The sequence below is a fragment of the Methylobacterium carpenticola genome (assembly GCF_042748905.1).
In the GTDB taxonomy this organism is placed as follows: domain Bacteria; phylum Pseudomonadota; class Alphaproteobacteria; order Rhizobiales; family Beijerinckiaceae; genus Methylobacterium; species Methylobacterium carpenticola.
Window position 1 is genome coordinate 1,372,265 of record NZ_JBHZEO010000001.1, and the last position, 15,133, is coordinate 1,387,397.

Sequence of the window (15,133 nt, forward strand, 5' to 3'; positions counted from 1 at the left end):
ACGATCACTTTCGGAAACCGTATCACGAGCCCGCGCGGCGCCTGAGCGAGGCCGGTTTCCGCATCGCGAAGCGATCATCCGGAAACCGTATGAGCCAGGATTTCGAGGGCAGACATCCGATGATCGCGAGGCGCGGCGCGAACCGGTCTCCCACCTTCTTCGGCGGCACGCTCCGCTTCTATCGGGGCAACTGGAGCGTCGACTGCACGGTGCGCAACCTGTCGCCGGAGGGCGCGATGATCGCGGTCTCGGACGCGGTGCCCCTGCCCACCGAGGCGGACCTGTCGATCCCGCATCTCGCACTGCACAAGCGCGCCCGGATCGTGTGGCGCCGGGACCGGCTGGCGGGCATCCGCTACCTGCCCATTGCGCCCCGCGGCGTCGTGGTGCCCTTCGACCGCCCGCGCCGCGCGCGCTGATCCGGGGCCGATTGCCGCAGGCCCCTGCGCCGGGCGCTCGCGCGGGGACTTTCGCCCAGGGACTTTCGCGCGGGGAGAGACGACGCAGCGACAGATCCCCGTCTTTTCGGTGGGTGACCGCGCCGATGTCTCGCGCTCGCGAGGCACCTCCGCTATAGCCGCAATTCATGAAGCTGATCACCTCGACGGATGGGCTCGCCGCGACCTGCGCGCACTTCGCCACGCAACCCTTCGTGACCGTCGACACGGAGTTCATGCGTGAGACGACCTACTACCCGAAGCTGTGCCTGATCCAGATCGCGGCACCGGACGGGTCGACGGCGCTCGTCGATCCGCTGGCCCCCGGGATCGATCTCGCCCCGTTCTTCGCGCTGATGGGCGACGAGGGCGTGCTGAAGGTCTTCCATTCGGCCCGGCAGGATCTGGAGATCATCTGGCTGCAGGGCGGGCTGCTGCCGCAGCCCTTCTTCGACACCCAGGTCGCCGCGATGGTCTGCGGCTACGGCGACTCGGTGTCCTACGAGCAACTCGTCAACGACGTCGCCAAGGCGAAGATCGACAAGTCCTCGCGCTTCACGGACTGGTCGCGCCGGCCGCTCTCGGAGGCGCAGCTCACCTACGCCCTGTCGGACGTCACGCACCTGATCAAGGTCTACGAGGAACTGGCCCGCCAGCTCCTCTCCACCGATCGCGGCGCGTGGCTCGACGAGGAGATGGCGGTCCTCACCTCCCCCGAGACCTACCGGGCCGATCCGGAGCAGGCGTGGCGGCGCCTCGCCGGGCGGATGCGCAAGCCCCGGGAGATCGCGGTGCTGATGGAGGTCGCCGCCTGGCGCGAGCGCGAGGCGCAGAGCCGCAACGTGCCGCGCGGGCGCATCCTCAAGGACGAGGCGGTGCTCGACGTGGCGACGGCGGCCCCGCGCAGCGTGGAGGCGCTCGGCCGGCTGCGCACCATCCCGACCGGCTTCGAGCGCTCCCGCACCGGGGCGGAAATCCTGGCGGCGGTGGAGCGGGGCCTCGCCCGCGATCCGGCCTCGATCCCCGTCCCGGAGCGCGGCCGGGCGCGCAGCGGCGGCAACGGCGCCCTCGTCGAACTCCTGAAGGTGCTGCTCAAGGCTGTCTGCGAACAGGAGCGGGTGGCGCCCAAGATCATCGCGACGGTGGACGATCTCGAAGCCCTGGCGGAGGACGACGAGGCCGACGTGCCGGTGCTGAGCGGCTGGCGGCGCGGCCTGTTCGGCGAGAAGGCGCTGGCCCTCAAGGCCGGCCGGGTCGCGCTCTCGGCCGAGGGCGGGCGCGTGGTGGTGCGGGATCTCGGCGAGGCGGCGGAGGGCTGAGCCGAGGGGGCCTACCTGATCCGATTGATCCCTTCGGGATGGCGGATCGAGGCGTCGCTCAAGGGCCGCGCCGGCCGCCCGCGCCGTGTACCAGGGCGAGCACCCCCGCCCGGAGCAGGTCGTACTTGCTGGGCAATCCCGGCCCCACGGGAAGCCGCCCGGCCGCCGCCAGAGTGGCGATGCCGTGCGAGAGCGCCCAGACCTCGAGGGCGATGAAGCGCGGATCGACGCCGGAGAACCCGTCCGGGAAGGTCGTGCGCAGGGCGTCCACCAAGAGCGAGAAGGCGTCGGTGTCGCGCGGCGGCCGCGGCGGCCCGCTCTCCTGCGCGGCGAGCGGGCGCGCCTCGAAGATGGCCGCGTAGTAGCCGGGCTCCTCCTCGGCGAAGGCGAGATAGGCCTCGCCCATCCGGGTGAAGCGTTCGAGCGGGGTGCCGGGGCCGCGCAGGGCCCGGCCGAGCCGCCCGGCGAGTTCCGTGAAGCCGCGCTCGGCCACCTCCTCCAGCAGGGCCTCGCGCCCGCGGAAATGCCGGTAGAGCGCGGCGGGCGAGACGCCGACGAGGCGCGCCGCATCGACCAGGGTGAAGCCGCCGAGGCCGCGCTCGGCGATGAAGCGGCGGGCCGCCTCGATCAGCGCTTCCTTGAGGTTGCCGTGATGATAGCCGCGCCGGTCGGACGGGCCGCTGCGCCAGGGTCGCACCGAAACAGAACTCCACGCGCCGACCGGGGGATCCGGCTCCTTACCCCATCTCCGGCAGAAGCGATAATGGTTCGCGCGGCACCGGCGCCCGGGGCCGCAGCCGGAAGCGGGGCGCGTGGTCCGGCCGCACCGTCACGGTGGCGACGGGCATCACCGGCCGGTCGTCATCCAGGGTGAGGACGAAGTCGCGGGACAGCCGCGCGAGGACCAGGGTCGCCTCCGCCAGGGCGAGCTGCGCCCCGATGCAGACCTGCGGCCCCGCCCCGAAGGGCAGGTAGACGAAGCGGTCCGGCTCCTCGCCGGGACGCAGGAAGCGCTGCGGGTCGAAGGCCTCGGGCCGCACCCACCAGCGCGGATTGCGGTGCATCACCCAGGTCGGGATCATCACCGTGGCGCCGGCGGGCACCGCGGTGCCGCAGACCTCGGTGGCCCGCCGCGCCCGGCGGGCGATCATGTAGGCGGGCGGATAGAGGCGCAGCGTCTCCTGCACCACCGCCCGGGCGAGGGGGAGGCGCGGCAGGCTCTCCGCCGCACCCTCCGGCCCGAGATCGAGCGGAGCGGCCTCCTGCGCCAGGGCCGTCTGCACGGCGGGGGCGCGGGCGAGGAGCAGCGCCGCCCAGAACAGGGTCGAGGCCGTGGTCTCGTGGCCGGCCACGATCATGGTCCCGACCTCGTCGGCGAGGAGCCCGTCGTGACCGTCCGCATGCGCCGCGCTGAGGAGATCGAACAGGTCGCGCGGCGCCCCGCCGCGACCCTGCGCGCGCCGGACCGCGACCACGTCGCGGATGAGGCGCAGCCAGCGGCGGCGGAACAGGGCCCGGGCCGGCGAGGCGGGCGTCGGCCAGCCCGGCGGCAGCAGGAAATCCGAGACGCGCGGACGGCCGAGGCCGCCGAGATAGCCCGAGATCATCCCGCGGATCCGGGCTTCGAAGGGGCCGGTTTCGAGCGAGAACATCGCGGCGGCCGCGATGTCGAGGCTGAGCCGCTGCATCTCCGAATGGAGGTCGACCGGCGCGCCGCCGGAGGCGGCGAGGCGGTGCATCGCGCCCTCGGTCGCCCGTGCGGTGTGGCCGGCCATCAGCGGCACGGTGCGGGGTGTGAAGGCGGGGGCGAGCACCTTGCGCTGGCGCCGCCACGCTTCGCCCTCGGCCAGGACGAGGCCGCGCCCGGCGATCGGCCCGAGGACGCGCCGCGCCGCCGGCAGCCGCGCGAAGTCGCCCGCCCCGGCGACGAGGACGTGGCGCGCGGCGTCCGGCGTGCAGAGCAGCACCACGCGACCGCCGCCCGGCAGCGGAAGGCTCACCGCCGGCTCGTGCAGGCAGGCGCGCGGGAAGGCGTCCAGCGTGTTGCGCCGGAACGCCCGCAGCAGGCGCAGCCAACCCACCCTGTCGGCCAGGGGCGGCATCGGCGGGACGTAGGGATCCGTGCCGTCCCCGGCACGCGCACTCGGAGCCATGCCCGGCCGCTCAGAGCCAGGAGCGCCCGCCGACGGGCGGCAGGCCGAGATGCGCGCTCACCGCCGCGCCGAGATCCGCGAAACCCTCGCGCCGGCCGATCGGCCCCGGCGGGATGCCCGGCCCGAAGGCCAGGACGGGCACCTGCTCGCGGGTGTGCTCGGTCCCGCTCCAGGTCGGATCGTTGCCGTGGTCGGCCGTGATCAGGCAGAGGTCGCCGGGCCTCAGGACGGCGCGGATCTCGGGAATGCGGGCATCGAAGCGTTCGAGGGCGGCGGCGTAGCCCGGCACGTCGCGGCGATGGCCGTACTCGGTGTCGAAATCCACGAGGTTCGCGAAGACCAGCCCGCCCGGGCCGAGCGCCGCGAAGGCGGCGAGCGCGGCGTCGAGGCAGGCGTCGTTGCCCGCGGGCTTCAGCTCGCGGCCGGTGCCGCGATGGGCGAAGATGTCCCCGATCTTGCCGACGCTGACGAGCGGCCGTCCCGCCGCCACGATCCGGTCGAGGAGCGTGTCGCCGGGCGGCGGCGTGGCGAGGTCGCGGCGGTTCGCCGTGCGGGTGAAGCCGCGATCCGCATCGCCCGTGAAGGGCCGGGCGATCACCCGGCCGATCCGGTAGGGATCGCAGAGGCGGCGGGCCACGGCGCAGAGCGCGTAGAGCCGCGCCAAACCGAACGCCTCCTCGTGCGCGGCGATCTGGAAGACGCTGTCGGCGGAGGTGTAGCAGATCGGCCGTCCGGTGCGGACGTGCTCGGCGCCGAGTTCCTCGATGATGGCGGTGCCGGAGGCGTGGCAATCGCCCAGGATGCCGGGGAGGCCCGCCTCGGCGATCAGGGCGCGGGTGAGATCCGCCGGGAAGCTCGGCCGCGTCGCGGGGAAATGGCCCCAGTCGAAGCCGACCGGGACGCCCGCGATCTCCCAATGGCCCGAGACCGTGTCCTTGCCCCGCGCCGTCTCGACCGCGTTCCCCCAGGCGCCGGACACCGGCCGCGCGGGCGCGAGGCCCGGCGGGATGCGGCCGGTCGCGGCCCCGGCGGCGAGGCCGAGGCCGAGTTCGGCGAGGTGCGGCAGCCGCAGCGGCCCCTGGCGCAGGCCCGCTCGGTCGCCCGCGCCGGCGACGCAGGCCTCGGCGATGTGCCCGACCGTGTCGGCCCCGGCATCGCCGTAGGTTCCGGCGTCCGGCGCTCCCCCGATCCCCACGGAATCGAGCACGATGAGGAGGGCGCGGCTCACTCGCGCACCGCGCCGGCCGGGGCCGCGGCGAGATCGAAGGCGGCGGCGAACAGGGCCCGCGTGTAGGCGGTCCGGGGCGCGGAGAAGATCGCCTCGGTCTCGCCCTCTTCCACCACCTGCCCGTTCTGCATCACCATCACCCGGTTCGCGAGCGCCCGCACGACCTTGAGGTCGTGGCTGATGAACAGGTAGCCGAGGCCGCGGCGAGTCTGAAGCTCCCGCAGCAGCGTCACGATCTGCGCCTGCACCGACATGTCGAGGGCCGAGGTCGGCTCGTCCAGCACGACGAAGCGGGGATCGAGCGCCATGGCCCGCGCGATGGCGATGCGCTGGCGCTGGCCGCCGGAGAATTCGTGCGGGTAGCGGTCCATGGCGGCGGGATCGAGCCCGACATCCGCCAGCGCCTGCGCCACGATGCGCCGCCGCTCGGCCGCCGTGCGGGCGCTCTTCTGGACGAGGAGCCCCTCCTCCACGATCTCGGCCACCGACATGCGCGGCGAGAGGGAGCCGTAGGGATCCTGGAACACCACCTGCATCTCGCGGCGCAGGGGCCGCATCCCGCCCTGCGTGAGCCCGTCGAGGCGCCGGCCCAGATAGACGATCGGGCCGTCCGAGGCCGTGAGGCGCAGGAGCGCGAGGCCGAGCGTGGTCTTGCCGGATCCCGACTCGCCCACCACTCCGACCGTCTCCCCCGCCCGCACCCGCACGGAGACGCCGTCCACCGCCTTCACGTGGCCGACAATGCGCCGCAGGAGCCCCTGCCGGATCGGGAACCACACCCGGATCGGCCCGGCCTCGACCAGGGTCTCGGCGCCCGCCGCCACCGGGTTGCCGCGCCCGGTCGGCTCGGCGGCGAGGAGGCGCTGCGTGTAGCCGTGCTGCGGCCGGGCGAAGACCTCGGCCACCGGCCCCGTCTCGACGATGCGGCCCTGCCACATCACGCAGACCCGGTCGGCCACGCGCCGCACCACCCCGAGGTCGTGGGTGATGAACAGCATCGCCATGCCGAGCCGGGCCTTGAGGTCGGCGAGCAGGGCGAGGATCTGCGCCTGCACCGTCACGTCGAGGGCGGTGGTCGGCTCGTCGGCGATGAGGAGATCGGGCTCGCAGGCGAGCGCCATCGCGATCATCACGCGCTGGCGCTGGCCCCCGGAGAGTTCGTGCGGATAGGCGGTGAGGCGCTGCTCGGCGTTGCGGATGCCGACGAGGGTGAGGAGTTCGAGCACCCGCGCCCGCACGCCGCGGTCCGGCACCTTGCGGTGCAGCCGCAGCACCTCGCCGATCTGGTCGGCGATGCGGTGGAGCGGGTTGAGCGAGGTCATCGGCTCCTGGAACACCATGGTGATGTCCGCCCCGCGCACCTCCCGCATCGCGGATTCGGGCAGGGCGAGGAGGTCGCGGCCCTTGAACTGGATGCGCCCGCCGGGCACCGCCCCGTCGAGGAGGCGCAGGACCGAGAGCGCCGTCACCGACTTGCCGGATCCGGATTCGCCCACCAGGGCGAGGGTCTCGCCGGGCCGGATCTCGAACGAGACGCGGTCGACCGCGCGGGTCTCCTGCCCTCCCTGGCGGAAGGCGACGGACAGGTCCTGGACGGAGAGGAGCGGGGCTGTCATCGCCTCGTCGGGTTTTCGCGGGGACGAAGGGGTTCTACGGGGCAGCGGCCCGCTCCCGCAACCTGCGACACTCTGCTGCCCGGCGCCAGCGGCGGAAGCGTGTCGGCTCGCATGCCCGGCCGAACGCGCTACATCGGCAGCGTGACCCGCCCGATCCTCCTCTGCCTGATCCTCCTCGCCCTCTGCCCGCGCCCGGCCGCCGCGCAGGCGGCCGGCGGCGCCACCGAGACGGTGGAGCAGGCGCTCTGCCGGCTCATCGAGGGGGCCGCGCAGGCGCAATCCCTTCCCGTCGCCTTCCTGACCCGGCTGATCTGGCGCGAGAGCAGCTTCCGCCCGCACGTGGTGAGCCCGGCCGGCGCGCAGGGCGTGGCGCAGTTCATGCCGGGCACCGCCGCCGAGCGCGGCCTCTCCGATCCGTTCGATCCCGAGCAGGCGATCCCGCACGCCGCGCGGCTTCTCACCGATCTGCGGCGGCGCTTCGGCAATCTCGGCCTCGCGGCGGCGGCCTACAATGGCGGGCCGGGGCGGGTCTCGGCCTGGCTTGCGGGCAGCGGCGGGCTCCCGGGCGAGACGCGGGCCTACGTCGCCGCCATCACCGGCCGCCCGGCCGAGGATTGGGCCGCCGAGGCCAAGGGCGACCAGAAGGGCGACATCACCGAGCCCGCCGGCACCCGCTGCCTGCAGGTGACCGCGGCCCTGCGCGTGCGCGGCCGCAACGAGACCTACTTCGCCGACAGTACGCCGTCGCTGGCCCCCTGGGGCATCCAGCTCGCCGGCAACTTCTCCAAGGCGGCGGCGCTCGCCGCCTTCGGCCGCGCCCGGGACCGCTACGCCGCCATCCTGGGCGACGTGCGCCCGATGGTGATCGGCACCCGCTTCCGCAGCCGAGGCACGCGGGCCTTCTACCGGATCCGCGTCCCCGCCGAGACGCGCCCCGCCGCCGAGGCCCTGTGCAACCGCATCCGCGGCGTCGGCGGAGCCTGCCTCGTCCTGAAGACCTGATCCGTCAGGCTATGCCCGCCCGCGCCTCGTCCATGCGGCGGCGGGCCGTCTCCACGGCGAGCGGCGGTGCCTGCCGGCCGATCGCCAGGGCCTCGTCGAGGATCGCCACCGCCTCCGCCCAGACGGCGGGCGAGAACAGGGCGGCGGCCTCGGCGGCATCGGCCGCCGCGCGGGCGTCGGTCTCGGCCGCGAAGGTGGCGGCGCGGCAGGCCGCGGCCGCCCGCGCCCCGCGGATCCAGACCCCGCCGCGCGCCGCCGCATCGGCCACGGAGCCCGCGGCCCAGGAGGCCGCGCGGGCGGCGGCCACCGCCTCCTCCAGATGATCCGCGGTCCGGCAGCCTTCGGCCTCCGCCGTCAGGGCGACCTGCTCCAAGACCCCGGGCAGCAGGCGCCGCACCGTCTGGAGGGTGAGATGCGCGGTGCGCGCCGCCTCCACGGCCGGATCGTCGGCGGAGCCGGAGAGGCGCAGCACGAAGCTCATCAGCCGCGGGCGCTCCGCATCCGGCATGGCGTCGTTGAGGCCGAGCGCGTAGGCGGCGAGCGGGCGCGAGAAGCAGGGCGGGCAATCGGCCGAGGAGCGGATCGCCCGGTAGGGGAGTCCGGCCGCGACGATGGCGGCCTCGTTGATGCAGGTGCCGCCGTCCGGGCCCGGAAAGGCGTGGGACCCCGGCAGCAGCCGCCAGTGGAGGATGTGGTCGAACGCGCCGCGCATGGAGCCTCCCGGTCTGGACAGGGAGCCTACACGCTTTCGGGCGGACGGCGAGCCCCGCGGCAACTGCGGCGAATCCGTCGCCGTCCCGGGCCTCATCCGGCGCTGAGGCTCAGGCCCGGCCGGCCACGGGCAGAGCGGCGAGATCGAGCGGGGGCGGTTCGGCGAGGGCCGTCGCCAGGGCGGCCTCCAGCCGCATCAGGTCCTCCTCCGCCTCGGGCTGCCAGCCGCAGCCGCAGCCGGGCCGGTCCCCGTGCAGGGAGGCCACCTGCCGGTAAAGGTCGCCGACCGTGCGGGCCGCCGCTTCGAGCGCCGCCATCGGCGGCATCGGGCGCCGCTCCAGCGCCTGCCAGAAGGCCCGGGTCAGCGCCTGGGCGAGCGCGTCGTCAGCGCTCATCGCCCGTCCCTCCCGGCGCGGGGCCCGGAGCGCTCGGCCAGCAGCGCGACCCATTGCTCCACCCCGACCCGGCGCATCGGCCAGCCTTCGCGCAGCAATCCCACGCAGCCGTGGATCAGGGTCAGGGCACGCACCATCGCTGGCTCCGTCGCATCTCGAACATCGGCCGACGGGCGCTTGCCGCCGCTGCGGCGGCGATGATCTCGCCCGGCACCCAAGACATGCGCCGGATTTTTCGGACAATCAAGCAGACGACAAAAGATTGGATCGGTTCAATACTATGATGACGTCGGTCGAGAGCGGAAACTTAATTATGATGATTCCAATGCACGGGGCCGGTTGGCAGGAGGGGCGGGAGCCGCTAGGGAGCGCCCAACCGCAATCCGAGACATCCTGCCCGAGACATCCTCCGATGAGCGACACCCCTCCCGACCGCCTCTGCACCGATCCGAACAGCCCCTTCCACGACGCCGCCGCCCTGGAGCGCGGGGTCGGCGTCCGCTTCAAGGGCGCCGAGAAGACCAACGTCGAGGAATATTGCGTGAGCGAGGGCTGGGTGCGCCTGGTCGCGGGCAATGCCCGCGACCGTTTCGGCAACCCGATGACGATCAAGCTCAAGGGGCCGGTGGAGCCGTATTTCCGGGGCCCGCCGCCGGCCGAGGGCTGAGCGCCCGCAGGGCCGCGAGGTCGAGCCGCCGGGTCGTCATCCGGAGGTGCCCCTCCGCGTCCCGGGGCCACTCGGCCTCGGGCCGGTCCCAGTAGAGTTCGAGCCCGTTGCCGTCCGGATCGTCGAGGTAGAGGGCTTGGCTCACCCCGTGGTCGCTCGCCCCCGTCAGGGGGATGCCGGCGGCATCGAGGCGCGCCAGGGCATCGGCCAGCGCCTCCCGGGTCGGGTAGAGGATCGCCACGTGGTAGAGGCCCGTCGTGCCCGGCGGCGGGCGCCGGCCGCCCTGGCTCTCCCAGGTGTTGAGGCCGATGTGGTGATGGTAGCCGCCCGCCGAGACGAAGGCGGCCTGCGTGCCGTAGCGCTGCATCAGCGCGAAGCCGAGGACGCCGCCGTAGAAGGCGAGCGCCCGGTCGAGATCGGCCACCTTCAGGTGCACGTGTCCGATGCGTGTTCCGGGATGGATCGGGGTCGGGTCCTCGGTCATCGCGGCCTCCATCAGGCCTCGCGCGTCAGCGCGTGGGCTCCGCTGCCGAGCAGCGCCTGGACCAGCAGGGCCACCGTCCAGAACCCGACGAACTCCCAGCCGCCGCCCGGGTTCTGCGCGAAGAACCCGTTGGCGCCGTGGACGGCGACGATGGCGCCGACGAGGATCGGCACCAGGGCGAGCGCCACCCAGCGCGCATAGACCCCGAGGATCAGGGCGAGGCCGCCCAGCGCCTCCGCGGCCATCACCGCGTAGGCGAGGGCCGGCGGCAGGCCGAGCTTGCCGAAGAAGGCGGCGGTGCCGGCGGGGGTGAACACGAACAGCTTCAGGCCGGCATGAGCCAGGAACAGGCCGCCGAGGCTGATCCGCAGCAGCAGGGCGGCGTAGGGGGCGGTGCGGGCGTCGGTCATCGGGGAAACTCCGGTTGCGTGACCGCGCAGTATCCTCGTTCCGGGGAGAAGATAATCCGGTATTCCCGCCATTCAGCTCACACTCGCGGAGTGATACGGTTTCCGGAAGATCACTTTCGGAAACCGTATCACGAGCCCGCGCGGCGCCTGAGCGAGGCCGGTTTCCGCATCGCGAAGCGATCATCCGGAAACCGTATGAGAGGGATCGATGCTCGACCGCGTCACCGGCATGCAGGTCTTCACGCGCGTGGCCACGCTCGGCAGCTTCTCGGCGGCCGGCCGGGCGCTCGGCCTGTCGCCGACCGGCGTCACCAAGCACGTGGCCGCGCTGGAGGAGCGGCTCGGCACGCGGCTCCTGCACCGCAGCACGCGCCGCCTCACCCTGACGGAGGCGGGGCGCGGCTATCTGGAGGCCTGCGAGCGGATCCTCGCCGAGATCGACGAGGCGGAATCCGCGGCGGGCGCCGAGGCGGAGGAGCCCCGCGGCACCCTGCGGCTCAACGTGCCGCTGTCCTTCGGAGTGCGCGAGATCGCCCCGGCGCTCACCGATTTCGCGGCGGCCCATCCGGGCCTGCGGATCGATCTCGGCCTCAACGACCGCACCGTCGACCTGATCGAGGAGGGCTGGGACCTCGCCGTGCGGATCGGCCATCTGCGCGAGTCGAGCCTCGTCGCGCGGTTCCTGGCGCCCTGCCGGGTCCGGCTCTGCGCGGCGCCGGCCTATCTGGCGGCGCAAGGTACGCCGCGCCGGCCCGAGGACCTCGCGGGCCACAATTGCCTCGGCTACACGCTCGCGAGCGCCGAGGGCTGGCGCTTCGGCGGCCGGGCCTATCCGGTCTCCGGCAACCTGCGCGCCTCGAACGGCGACGCCTTGCTGGCGGCGGCGATCGCCGGCCAGGGGCTGATCTACCAGCCGACCTTCATCGTGTCGGAGGCCCTGCGGGACGGGCGGCTCGTGGCGCTCGACCTCGGCGGGGAGCCGGCCGTGCTGCCGATCCACGCCCTGATGCCGCCGGGCCGGCGCCAGCCCGCCAAGGTCAGGGCCTGCGTGGCGTTCCTGGCCGAACGCTTCGGCGGCGAACCCGCCTGGGACCGGGGTCTGCCGGGGCCGGATGCTCCTGGCGCCCGATGAGCCCTGGCGCCCGATGAGCGATGGGGCGGTCGCGCCTCCGGCTGCCCGGCACCCGCTCTCGTGGACGAGCGCGGGTGCCGGGAGCGCTGCGCGACTGGGCGAGCTGGGACGCGGTGTTCCTGTTCCTCGCCGCAACGTCGCTGCTGGTCGTGCCGTCGATGCACGGGCCTCTGGCGGCGGAGCGCGCGCCCGAACCCGCGCAGCGGTGAGGGCGCCCGGGGGATCGGGGCTGGCGGCGCATTCATGCCGCGGCATCCCGTCGCCCGGTCGTCTTCCTCCGGTGAGGGAACGGCTCCATATTCCCCCCATGCCCGCCCCGAAGAAACCGCGCGCCTCCGCGGCCAAGGCCTCGAAGCCCGAGCTGAAGCCGCTGGATCCGTTCCTTGCGGAACTCCTGAACCCGGCCCTCAACCGCGACCGCCTGCCGGCGCAGGACGCCGCCGCGCCCGCGCCGGAGCCCCGCAGGCGCGGACGCCCGAAGAAGGCGGACGCGCCCGGCTTCGGCGAGGCGCCGCAGGCCGCCTTCGCGCACGGCACCGTCTCCGACGTCGACCCGGCCCTCGCGAAGTCCCTCGGCCTGCGCGCCGGGGATGACGGGCCGGACCTCGCCGAGGACGAGCAGACCTCGCTGGCGACGCAGGGCGTCTCGGCCACGGTGGACGCGCTGACCCGGCTGCTCACCGAGGGCAACCCGCTGTTCAAGGACGGCAAGCCCTGGGTGCCGCACCGGCCCGAGCGGCCGCAGAAGTCGGAGGGCGGCGTCGCCTTCCGGCTCAAATCCGACTTCAAGCCCGCGGGCGACCAGCCCAAGGCCATCGCTGACCTCGTGGAGGGCGTGCGCAGGAGCGAGCGCGACCAGGTGCTGCTCGGCGTCACCGGCTCCGGAAAGACCTTCACGATGGCCAAGGTCATCGAGGAGACCCAGCGCCCCGCCCTCATCCTCGCCCCCAACAAGACCCTGGCCGCCCAGCTCTACGGCGAGTTCAAGTCCTTCTTCCCGGACAACGCGGTCGAGTACTTCGTATCCTACTACGATTACTATCAGCCTGAAGCCTACGTGCCGCGCTCGGACACCTTCATCGAGAAGGAATCGTCGATCAACGAGCAGATCGACCGGATGCGCCACTCGGCCACCCGCGCGCTCCTGGAGCGGGACGACGTCATCATCGTCGCCTCGGTGTCGTGCATCTACGGCATCGGCTCGGTCGAGACCTATACGGCGATGTCGTTCACGGTGACGCTCGGCGAGAAGATCGAGCAGCGCCAGCTCATCGCCGACCTCGTCGCCCTGCAGTACAAGCGCATCCAGTCGGATTTCGCCCGCGGCACCTTCCGGGTGCGGGGCGACGTGATCGAGCTGTGGCCGGCCCACTTGGAGGACCGCGGCTGGCGCATCGGCCTGTTCGGCGACGAGGTCGAGGCCATCACCGAGTTCGACCCGCTCACCGGCAAGACCATCAACCCGCTGAAATTCGTCAAGATCTACGCCAACAGCCACTACGTGACGCCCCGGCCGACCCTCCAGCAGGCGGTGAAGGGCATCAAGGACGAGCTGAAATGGCGGGTCGAGGAGCTGACCCGGATGGGCCGGCTGATCGAGGCGCAGCGGCTGGAGCAGCGCTGCACCTTCGACCTCGAGATGATCGAGGCGACCGGCGCCTGCAACGGCATCGAGAACTATTCGCGCTACCTCACCGGCCGCAAGCCCGGCGAGCCGCCGCCGACCCTGTTCGAGTACCTGCCCGACAACGCTCTGGTCTTCACGGACGAGAGCCACGTCACGGTCTCGCAGATCGGCGGCATGTACCGGGGCGACTTCCGCCGCAAGGCGACGCTGGCCGAATACGGCTTCCGCCTGCCCTCCTGCCTCGACAACCGCCCGCTGCGGTTCGAGGAATGGGACGCGATGCGCCCGCAATCGATCCACGTCTCGGCGACGCCGGCCAAGTGGGAGATGGAGCAGACCGGCGGCGTCTTCGTGGAGCAGGTCATCCGCCCGACCGGCCTCGTGGATCCGGAGGTGATCATCCGCCCGGCCCGCAGCCAGGTGGACGACCTCCTCGGCGAGGTGAAGGAGGTGGCCCAGGCCGGCTACCGCACCCTCGTCACCACGCTCACCAAGCGCATGGCCGAGGATCTCACCGAGTACCTGCACGAGAACGGCGTGCGGGTGCGCTACATGCACTCGGACATCGACACGCTGGAGCGCATCGAGATCATCCGCGACCTGCGGCTCGGCGCCTTCGACGTGCTGATCGGCATCAACCTCCTGCGCGAGGGCCTCGACATCCCGGAATGCGCCCTGGTGGCGATCCTCGACGCGGACAAGGAGGGTTTCCTGCGCTCCGAGACCTCGCTGATCCAGACCATCGGCCGCGCGGCGCGCAACGCCGAGGGCCGGGTGATCCTGTACGCGGACCAGCGCACCGGCTCGATGGACCGCGCCATCGCCGAGACCGAGCGGCGCCGGGCCAAGCAGCTCGCCTACAATGCCGAGCACGGCATCACGCCCCAGAGCGTGAAGCGCAACATCGCCGACATTCTGGAGAGCGTGTTCGAGCGCGACCACGTGCAGGTGGATACCGGCCTCGCCAAGGGGGCGGTGACGGTCGGCCACAACCTCAAGGCCGTGATGGCGGATCTGGAGAAGCGCATGCGCGCCGCCGCCGCCGATCTCGACTTCGAGGAGGCGGCGCGCCTGCGCGACGAGCTGAAGCGCCTGCAGGCGACGGAACTCGCCATCGCGGACGATCCGATGGCCCGGCAGGACGAGGTGGAGGATCAGGCCGGCCGCTACGGCGCCAAGGGCGCCAAGGGCGCCAAGCGCCGCTACGGCCGCAACGCCGACCTGCCGCCCGGCACCGGTGGCGGACGGGAGCCCCTGGGCTCGGGCCCCCTCGGCAAGGGCCGCTCGGACGAGGGCACCCGCATCCGCAAGCCGACCCTCGACGAGATGGGCCCGGGGACCGACCGGGAGATCCCGATCTTCACCGAGCGGCCGGCGGCGCGCTCGACCCAGGGCTTCCCGGGCCAGCGGCCGAAATACAAGGGGCGCAAGGGACGGGGGTGAGCGACGCGGCGCGCCGGCCGGAACCGCCACCCGCGTCGCGCGTCTTGACCCCCAGGACTTGACTCCCAGGAAGAGCCGGGCGCGGCTCCGCCGGCCGTGAGCATCCGTCCGCCATCGCACCGAGGATGTCCCGATGACCCTGCTGGCCCGCCCGCTCGGACCCTGTCTGGCGCTGCTGCTGCTCGCCGTCGCGCCCGCCCACGCGATTTCCGATCGCCGCGACCAGCCGAGAGCCGCGGAAGTGCCCGCCGAGGGACGCGCCTCCGACCTGCCGCCGCCGCAGACCCTGAAGCCCGACACCAAGGTCATGCCGGGGGACACGGGTTTGACCGGCAACGCCAGCCGGCGCACGAACCCGCTCGATCACATCCCGGCGCACGAGCGGCGCGCGACGGGGGCCGGCGACGGCGCGGGCGACGCCCGCTGACGGGGACCCCCGCCTCCGTCCACTGTCGCTGCGCTCTTCCGGGACAGGGATGGGACGGTTGATGGAAGGAATGGTTTGCCAT

Annotated in this window: 17 protein-coding genes; 8 read left to right on the plus strand and 9 right to left on the minus strand. The window is 73.1% G+C overall.

Features of this window, described 5'->3' with window-relative positions:
- Window positions 1-119: 119 nt before the first annotated feature.
- Together ACE101_RS06620 and rnd are read left to right on the plus strand one after the other, a co-directional pair.
- Window positions 120-419, plus strand: coding sequence for a PilZ domain-containing protein (locus ACE101_RS06620; RefSeq protein ID WP_379127018.1), 300 nt, complete (start codon window positions 120-122; stop codon window positions 417-419).
- 167 nt (window positions 420-586) lie between these two features.
- The gene (gene rnd / locus ACE101_RS06625) at window positions 587-1,756 is read left to right on the plus strand and encodes a ribonuclease D (protein ID WP_379127020.1); all 1,170 of its coding nucleotides are present in this window, start codon (window positions 587-589) and stop codon (window positions 1,754-1,756) included.
- 58 nt (window positions 1,757-1,814) lie between these two features.
- Here the strand turns inward: rnd and ACE101_RS06630 are convergent, their stop codons facing one another.
- The 4 genes from ACE101_RS06630 to ACE101_RS06645 are packed head-to-tail and all read right to left on the minus strand — an operon-like array spanning window position 1,815 to window position 6,753.
- Complete coding sequence (locus ACE101_RS06630) at window positions 1,815-2,453, minus strand: TetR/AcrR family transcriptional regulator (RefSeq protein WP_379127022.1); 639 nt, start codon at window positions 2,451-2,453, stop codon at window positions 1,815-1,817.
- 40 nt (window positions 2,454-2,493) lie between these two features.
- Window positions 2,494-3,909 carry a cytochrome P450 gene (locus ACE101_RS06635; RefSeq protein ID WP_379127024.1) on the minus strand — a complete coding sequence of 472 codons (1,416 nt, stop codon included), beginning with the start codon at window positions 3,907-3,909 and terminating at the stop codon, window positions 2,494-2,496.
- Window positions 3,910-3,919: 10 nt separating this feature from the next.
- Entirely contained in the window at window positions 3,920-5,137 is a 1,218-nt protein-coding gene (locus ACE101_RS06640) for a phosphopentomutase (RefSeq protein ID WP_379127026.1), read from the minus strand.
- Window positions 5,134-6,753, minus strand: coding sequence for an ABC transporter ATP-binding protein (locus tag ACE101_RS06645; RefSeq protein ID WP_379127028.1), 1,620 nt, complete (start codon window positions 6,751-6,753; stop codon window positions 5,134-5,136). The genes ACE101_RS06640 and ACE101_RS06645 overlap by 4 nt, the downstream gene beginning before the upstream one ends.
- A gap of 111 nt (window positions 6,754-6,864) precedes the next feature.
- On the opposite strand from ACE101_RS06645, the gene ACE101_RS06650 reads away from it, so the two are divergent.
- Entirely contained in the window at window positions 6,865-7,755 is an 891-nt protein-coding gene (locus tag ACE101_RS06650; protein WP_379127029.1) for a lytic transglycosylase domain-containing protein, read from the plus strand.
- A gap of 4 nt (window positions 7,756-7,759) precedes the next feature.
- On the opposite strand, the gene ACE101_RS06655 is transcribed toward ACE101_RS06650, so the two are convergent.
- The 3 genes from ACE101_RS06655 to ACE101_RS06665 form a co-directional block, all read right to left on the minus strand.
- The gene (locus ACE101_RS06655) at window positions 7,760-8,467 is read right to left on the minus strand and encodes a hypothetical protein (RefSeq protein ID WP_379127031.1); all 708 of its coding nucleotides are present in this window, start codon (window positions 8,465-8,467) and stop codon (window positions 7,760-7,762) included.
- 109 nt (window positions 8,468-8,576) lie between these two features.
- A complete protein-coding gene (locus ACE101_RS06660) occupies window positions 8,577-8,861 on the minus strand; it encodes a hypothetical protein (protein ID WP_379127033.1) in 285 nt (94 codons plus the stop codon).
- Complete coding sequence (locus ACE101_RS06665) at window positions 8,858-8,998, minus strand: hypothetical protein (protein ID WP_379127035.1); 141 nt, start codon at window positions 8,996-8,998, stop codon at window positions 8,858-8,860. Before ACE101_RS06665 ends, ACE101_RS06660 begins: the two co-directional genes overlap by 4 nt.
- Window positions 8,999-9,273: 275 nt before the next feature.
- Here ACE101_RS06665 and ACE101_RS06670 point away from each other — a divergent pair, with 275 nt between their 5' ends.
- On the plus strand, window positions 9,274-9,528 hold the full coding sequence (locus tag ACE101_RS06670) for a DUF3297 family protein (RefSeq protein WP_379127036.1): 255 nt from the start codon (window positions 9,274-9,276) through the stop codon (window positions 9,526-9,528).
- On the opposite strand, the gene ACE101_RS06675 is transcribed toward ACE101_RS06670, so the two are convergent.
- Window positions 9,476-10,012, minus strand: a complete 537-nt coding sequence (locus ACE101_RS06675; RefSeq protein WP_379127038.1) for a VOC family protein — start codon at window positions 10,010-10,012, stop codon at window positions 9,476-9,478. The two genes, ACE101_RS06670 and ACE101_RS06675, sit on opposite strands and share 53 nt — an antisense overlap.
- A gap of 11 nt (window positions 10,013-10,023) precedes the next feature.
- Entirely contained in the window at window positions 10,024-10,422 is a 399-nt protein-coding gene (locus ACE101_RS06680; protein ID WP_379127040.1) for a DoxX family protein, read from the minus strand.
- Between the two features lie 208 nt (window positions 10,423-10,630).
- On the opposite strand from ACE101_RS06680, the gene ACE101_RS06685 reads away from it, so the two are divergent.
- The 4 genes from ACE101_RS06685 to ACE101_RS06700 all read left to right on the plus strand — a co-directional run bounded on the left by ACE101_RS06685 (window position 10,631) and on the right by ACE101_RS06700 (window position 15,051).
- Window positions 10,631-11,554 (plus strand): LysR family transcriptional regulator, encoded by a 924-nt coding sequence (locus ACE101_RS06685; protein ID WP_379127042.1) that lies wholly within the window; start codon window positions 10,631-10,633, stop codon window positions 11,552-11,554.
- Between the two features lie 20 nt (window positions 11,555-11,574).
- Entirely contained in the window at window positions 11,575-11,763 is a 189-nt protein-coding gene (locus tag ACE101_RS06690) for a hypothetical protein (RefSeq protein WP_379127044.1), read from the plus strand.
- Window positions 11,764-11,861: 98 nt separating this feature from the next.
- The gene (gene uvrB / locus ACE101_RS06695; RefSeq protein ID WP_379127046.1) at window positions 11,862-14,624 is read left to right on the plus strand and encodes an excinuclease ABC subunit UvrB; all 2,763 of its coding nucleotides are present in this window, start codon (window positions 11,862-11,864) and stop codon (window positions 14,622-14,624) included.
- 133 nt (window positions 14,625-14,757) lie between these two features.
- Entirely contained in the window at window positions 14,758-15,051 is a 294-nt protein-coding gene (locus ACE101_RS06700) for a hypothetical protein (RefSeq protein WP_379127048.1), read from the plus strand.
- The last annotated feature ends 82 nt before the right edge of the window (window positions 15,052-15,133 follow it).

Excerpts from the sequence above, each read along its gene's own strand:
- ACE101_RS06680 (WP_379127040.1), bottom strand. The coding sequence starts at position 10,422 with ATGACCGACGCCCGCACCGCCCCCTACGCCGCCCTGCTGCTGCGGATC.
- ACE101_RS06645 (WP_379127028.1), bottom strand. The coding sequence starts at position 6,753 with ATGACAGCCCCGCTCCTCTCCGTCCAGGACCTGTCCGTCGCCTTCCGC.
- ACE101_RS06670 (WP_379127036.1), top strand. The coding sequence starts at position 9,274 with ATGAGCGACACCCCTCCCGACCGCCTCTGCACCGATCCGAACAGCCCC.
- uvrB (WP_379127046.1), top strand. The coding sequence starts at position 11,862 with ATGCCCGCCCCGAAGAAACCGCGCGCCTCCGCGGCCAAGGCCTCGAAG.
- ACE101_RS06665 (WP_379127035.1), bottom strand. The coding sequence starts at position 8,998 with ATGGTGCGTGCCCTGACCCTGATCCACGGCTGCGTGGGATTGCTGCGC.
- ACE101_RS06690 (WP_379127044.1), top strand. The coding sequence starts at position 11,575 with ATGGGGCGGTCGCGCCTCCGGCTGCCCGGCACCCGCTCTCGTGGACGA.
- ACE101_RS06650 (WP_379127029.1), top strand. The coding sequence starts at position 6,865 with ATGCCCGGCCGAACGCGCTACATCGGCAGCGTGACCCGCCCGATCCTC.
- ACE101_RS06675 (WP_379127038.1), bottom strand. The coding sequence starts at position 10,012 with ATGACCGAGGACCCGACCCCGATCCATCCCGGAACACGCATCGGACAC.
- ACE101_RS06660 (WP_379127033.1), bottom strand. The coding sequence starts at position 8,861 with ATGAGCGCTGACGACGCGCTCGCCCAGGCGCTGACCCGGGCCTTCTGG.
- ACE101_RS06685 (WP_379127042.1), top strand. The coding sequence starts at position 10,631 with ATGCTCGACCGCGTCACCGGCATGCAGGTCTTCACGCGCGTGGCCACG.
- ACE101_RS06655 (WP_379127031.1), bottom strand. The coding sequence starts at position 8,467 with ATGCGCGGCGCGTTCGACCACATCCTCCACTGGCGGCTGCTGCCGGGG.
- ACE101_RS06620 (WP_379127018.1), top strand. The coding sequence starts at position 120 with ATGATCGCGAGGCGCGGCGCGAACCGGTCTCCCACCTTCTTCGGCGGC.
- ACE101_RS06700 (WP_379127048.1), top strand. The coding sequence starts at position 14,758 with ATGACCCTGCTGGCCCGCCCGCTCGGACCCTGTCTGGCGCTGCTGCTG.
- rnd (WP_379127020.1), top strand. The coding sequence starts at position 587 with ATGAAGCTGATCACCTCGACGGATGGGCTCGCCGCGACCTGCGCGCAC.
- ACE101_RS06635 (WP_379127024.1), bottom strand. The coding sequence starts at position 3,909 with ATGGCTCCGAGTGCGCGTGCCGGGGACGGCACGGATCCCTACGTCCCG.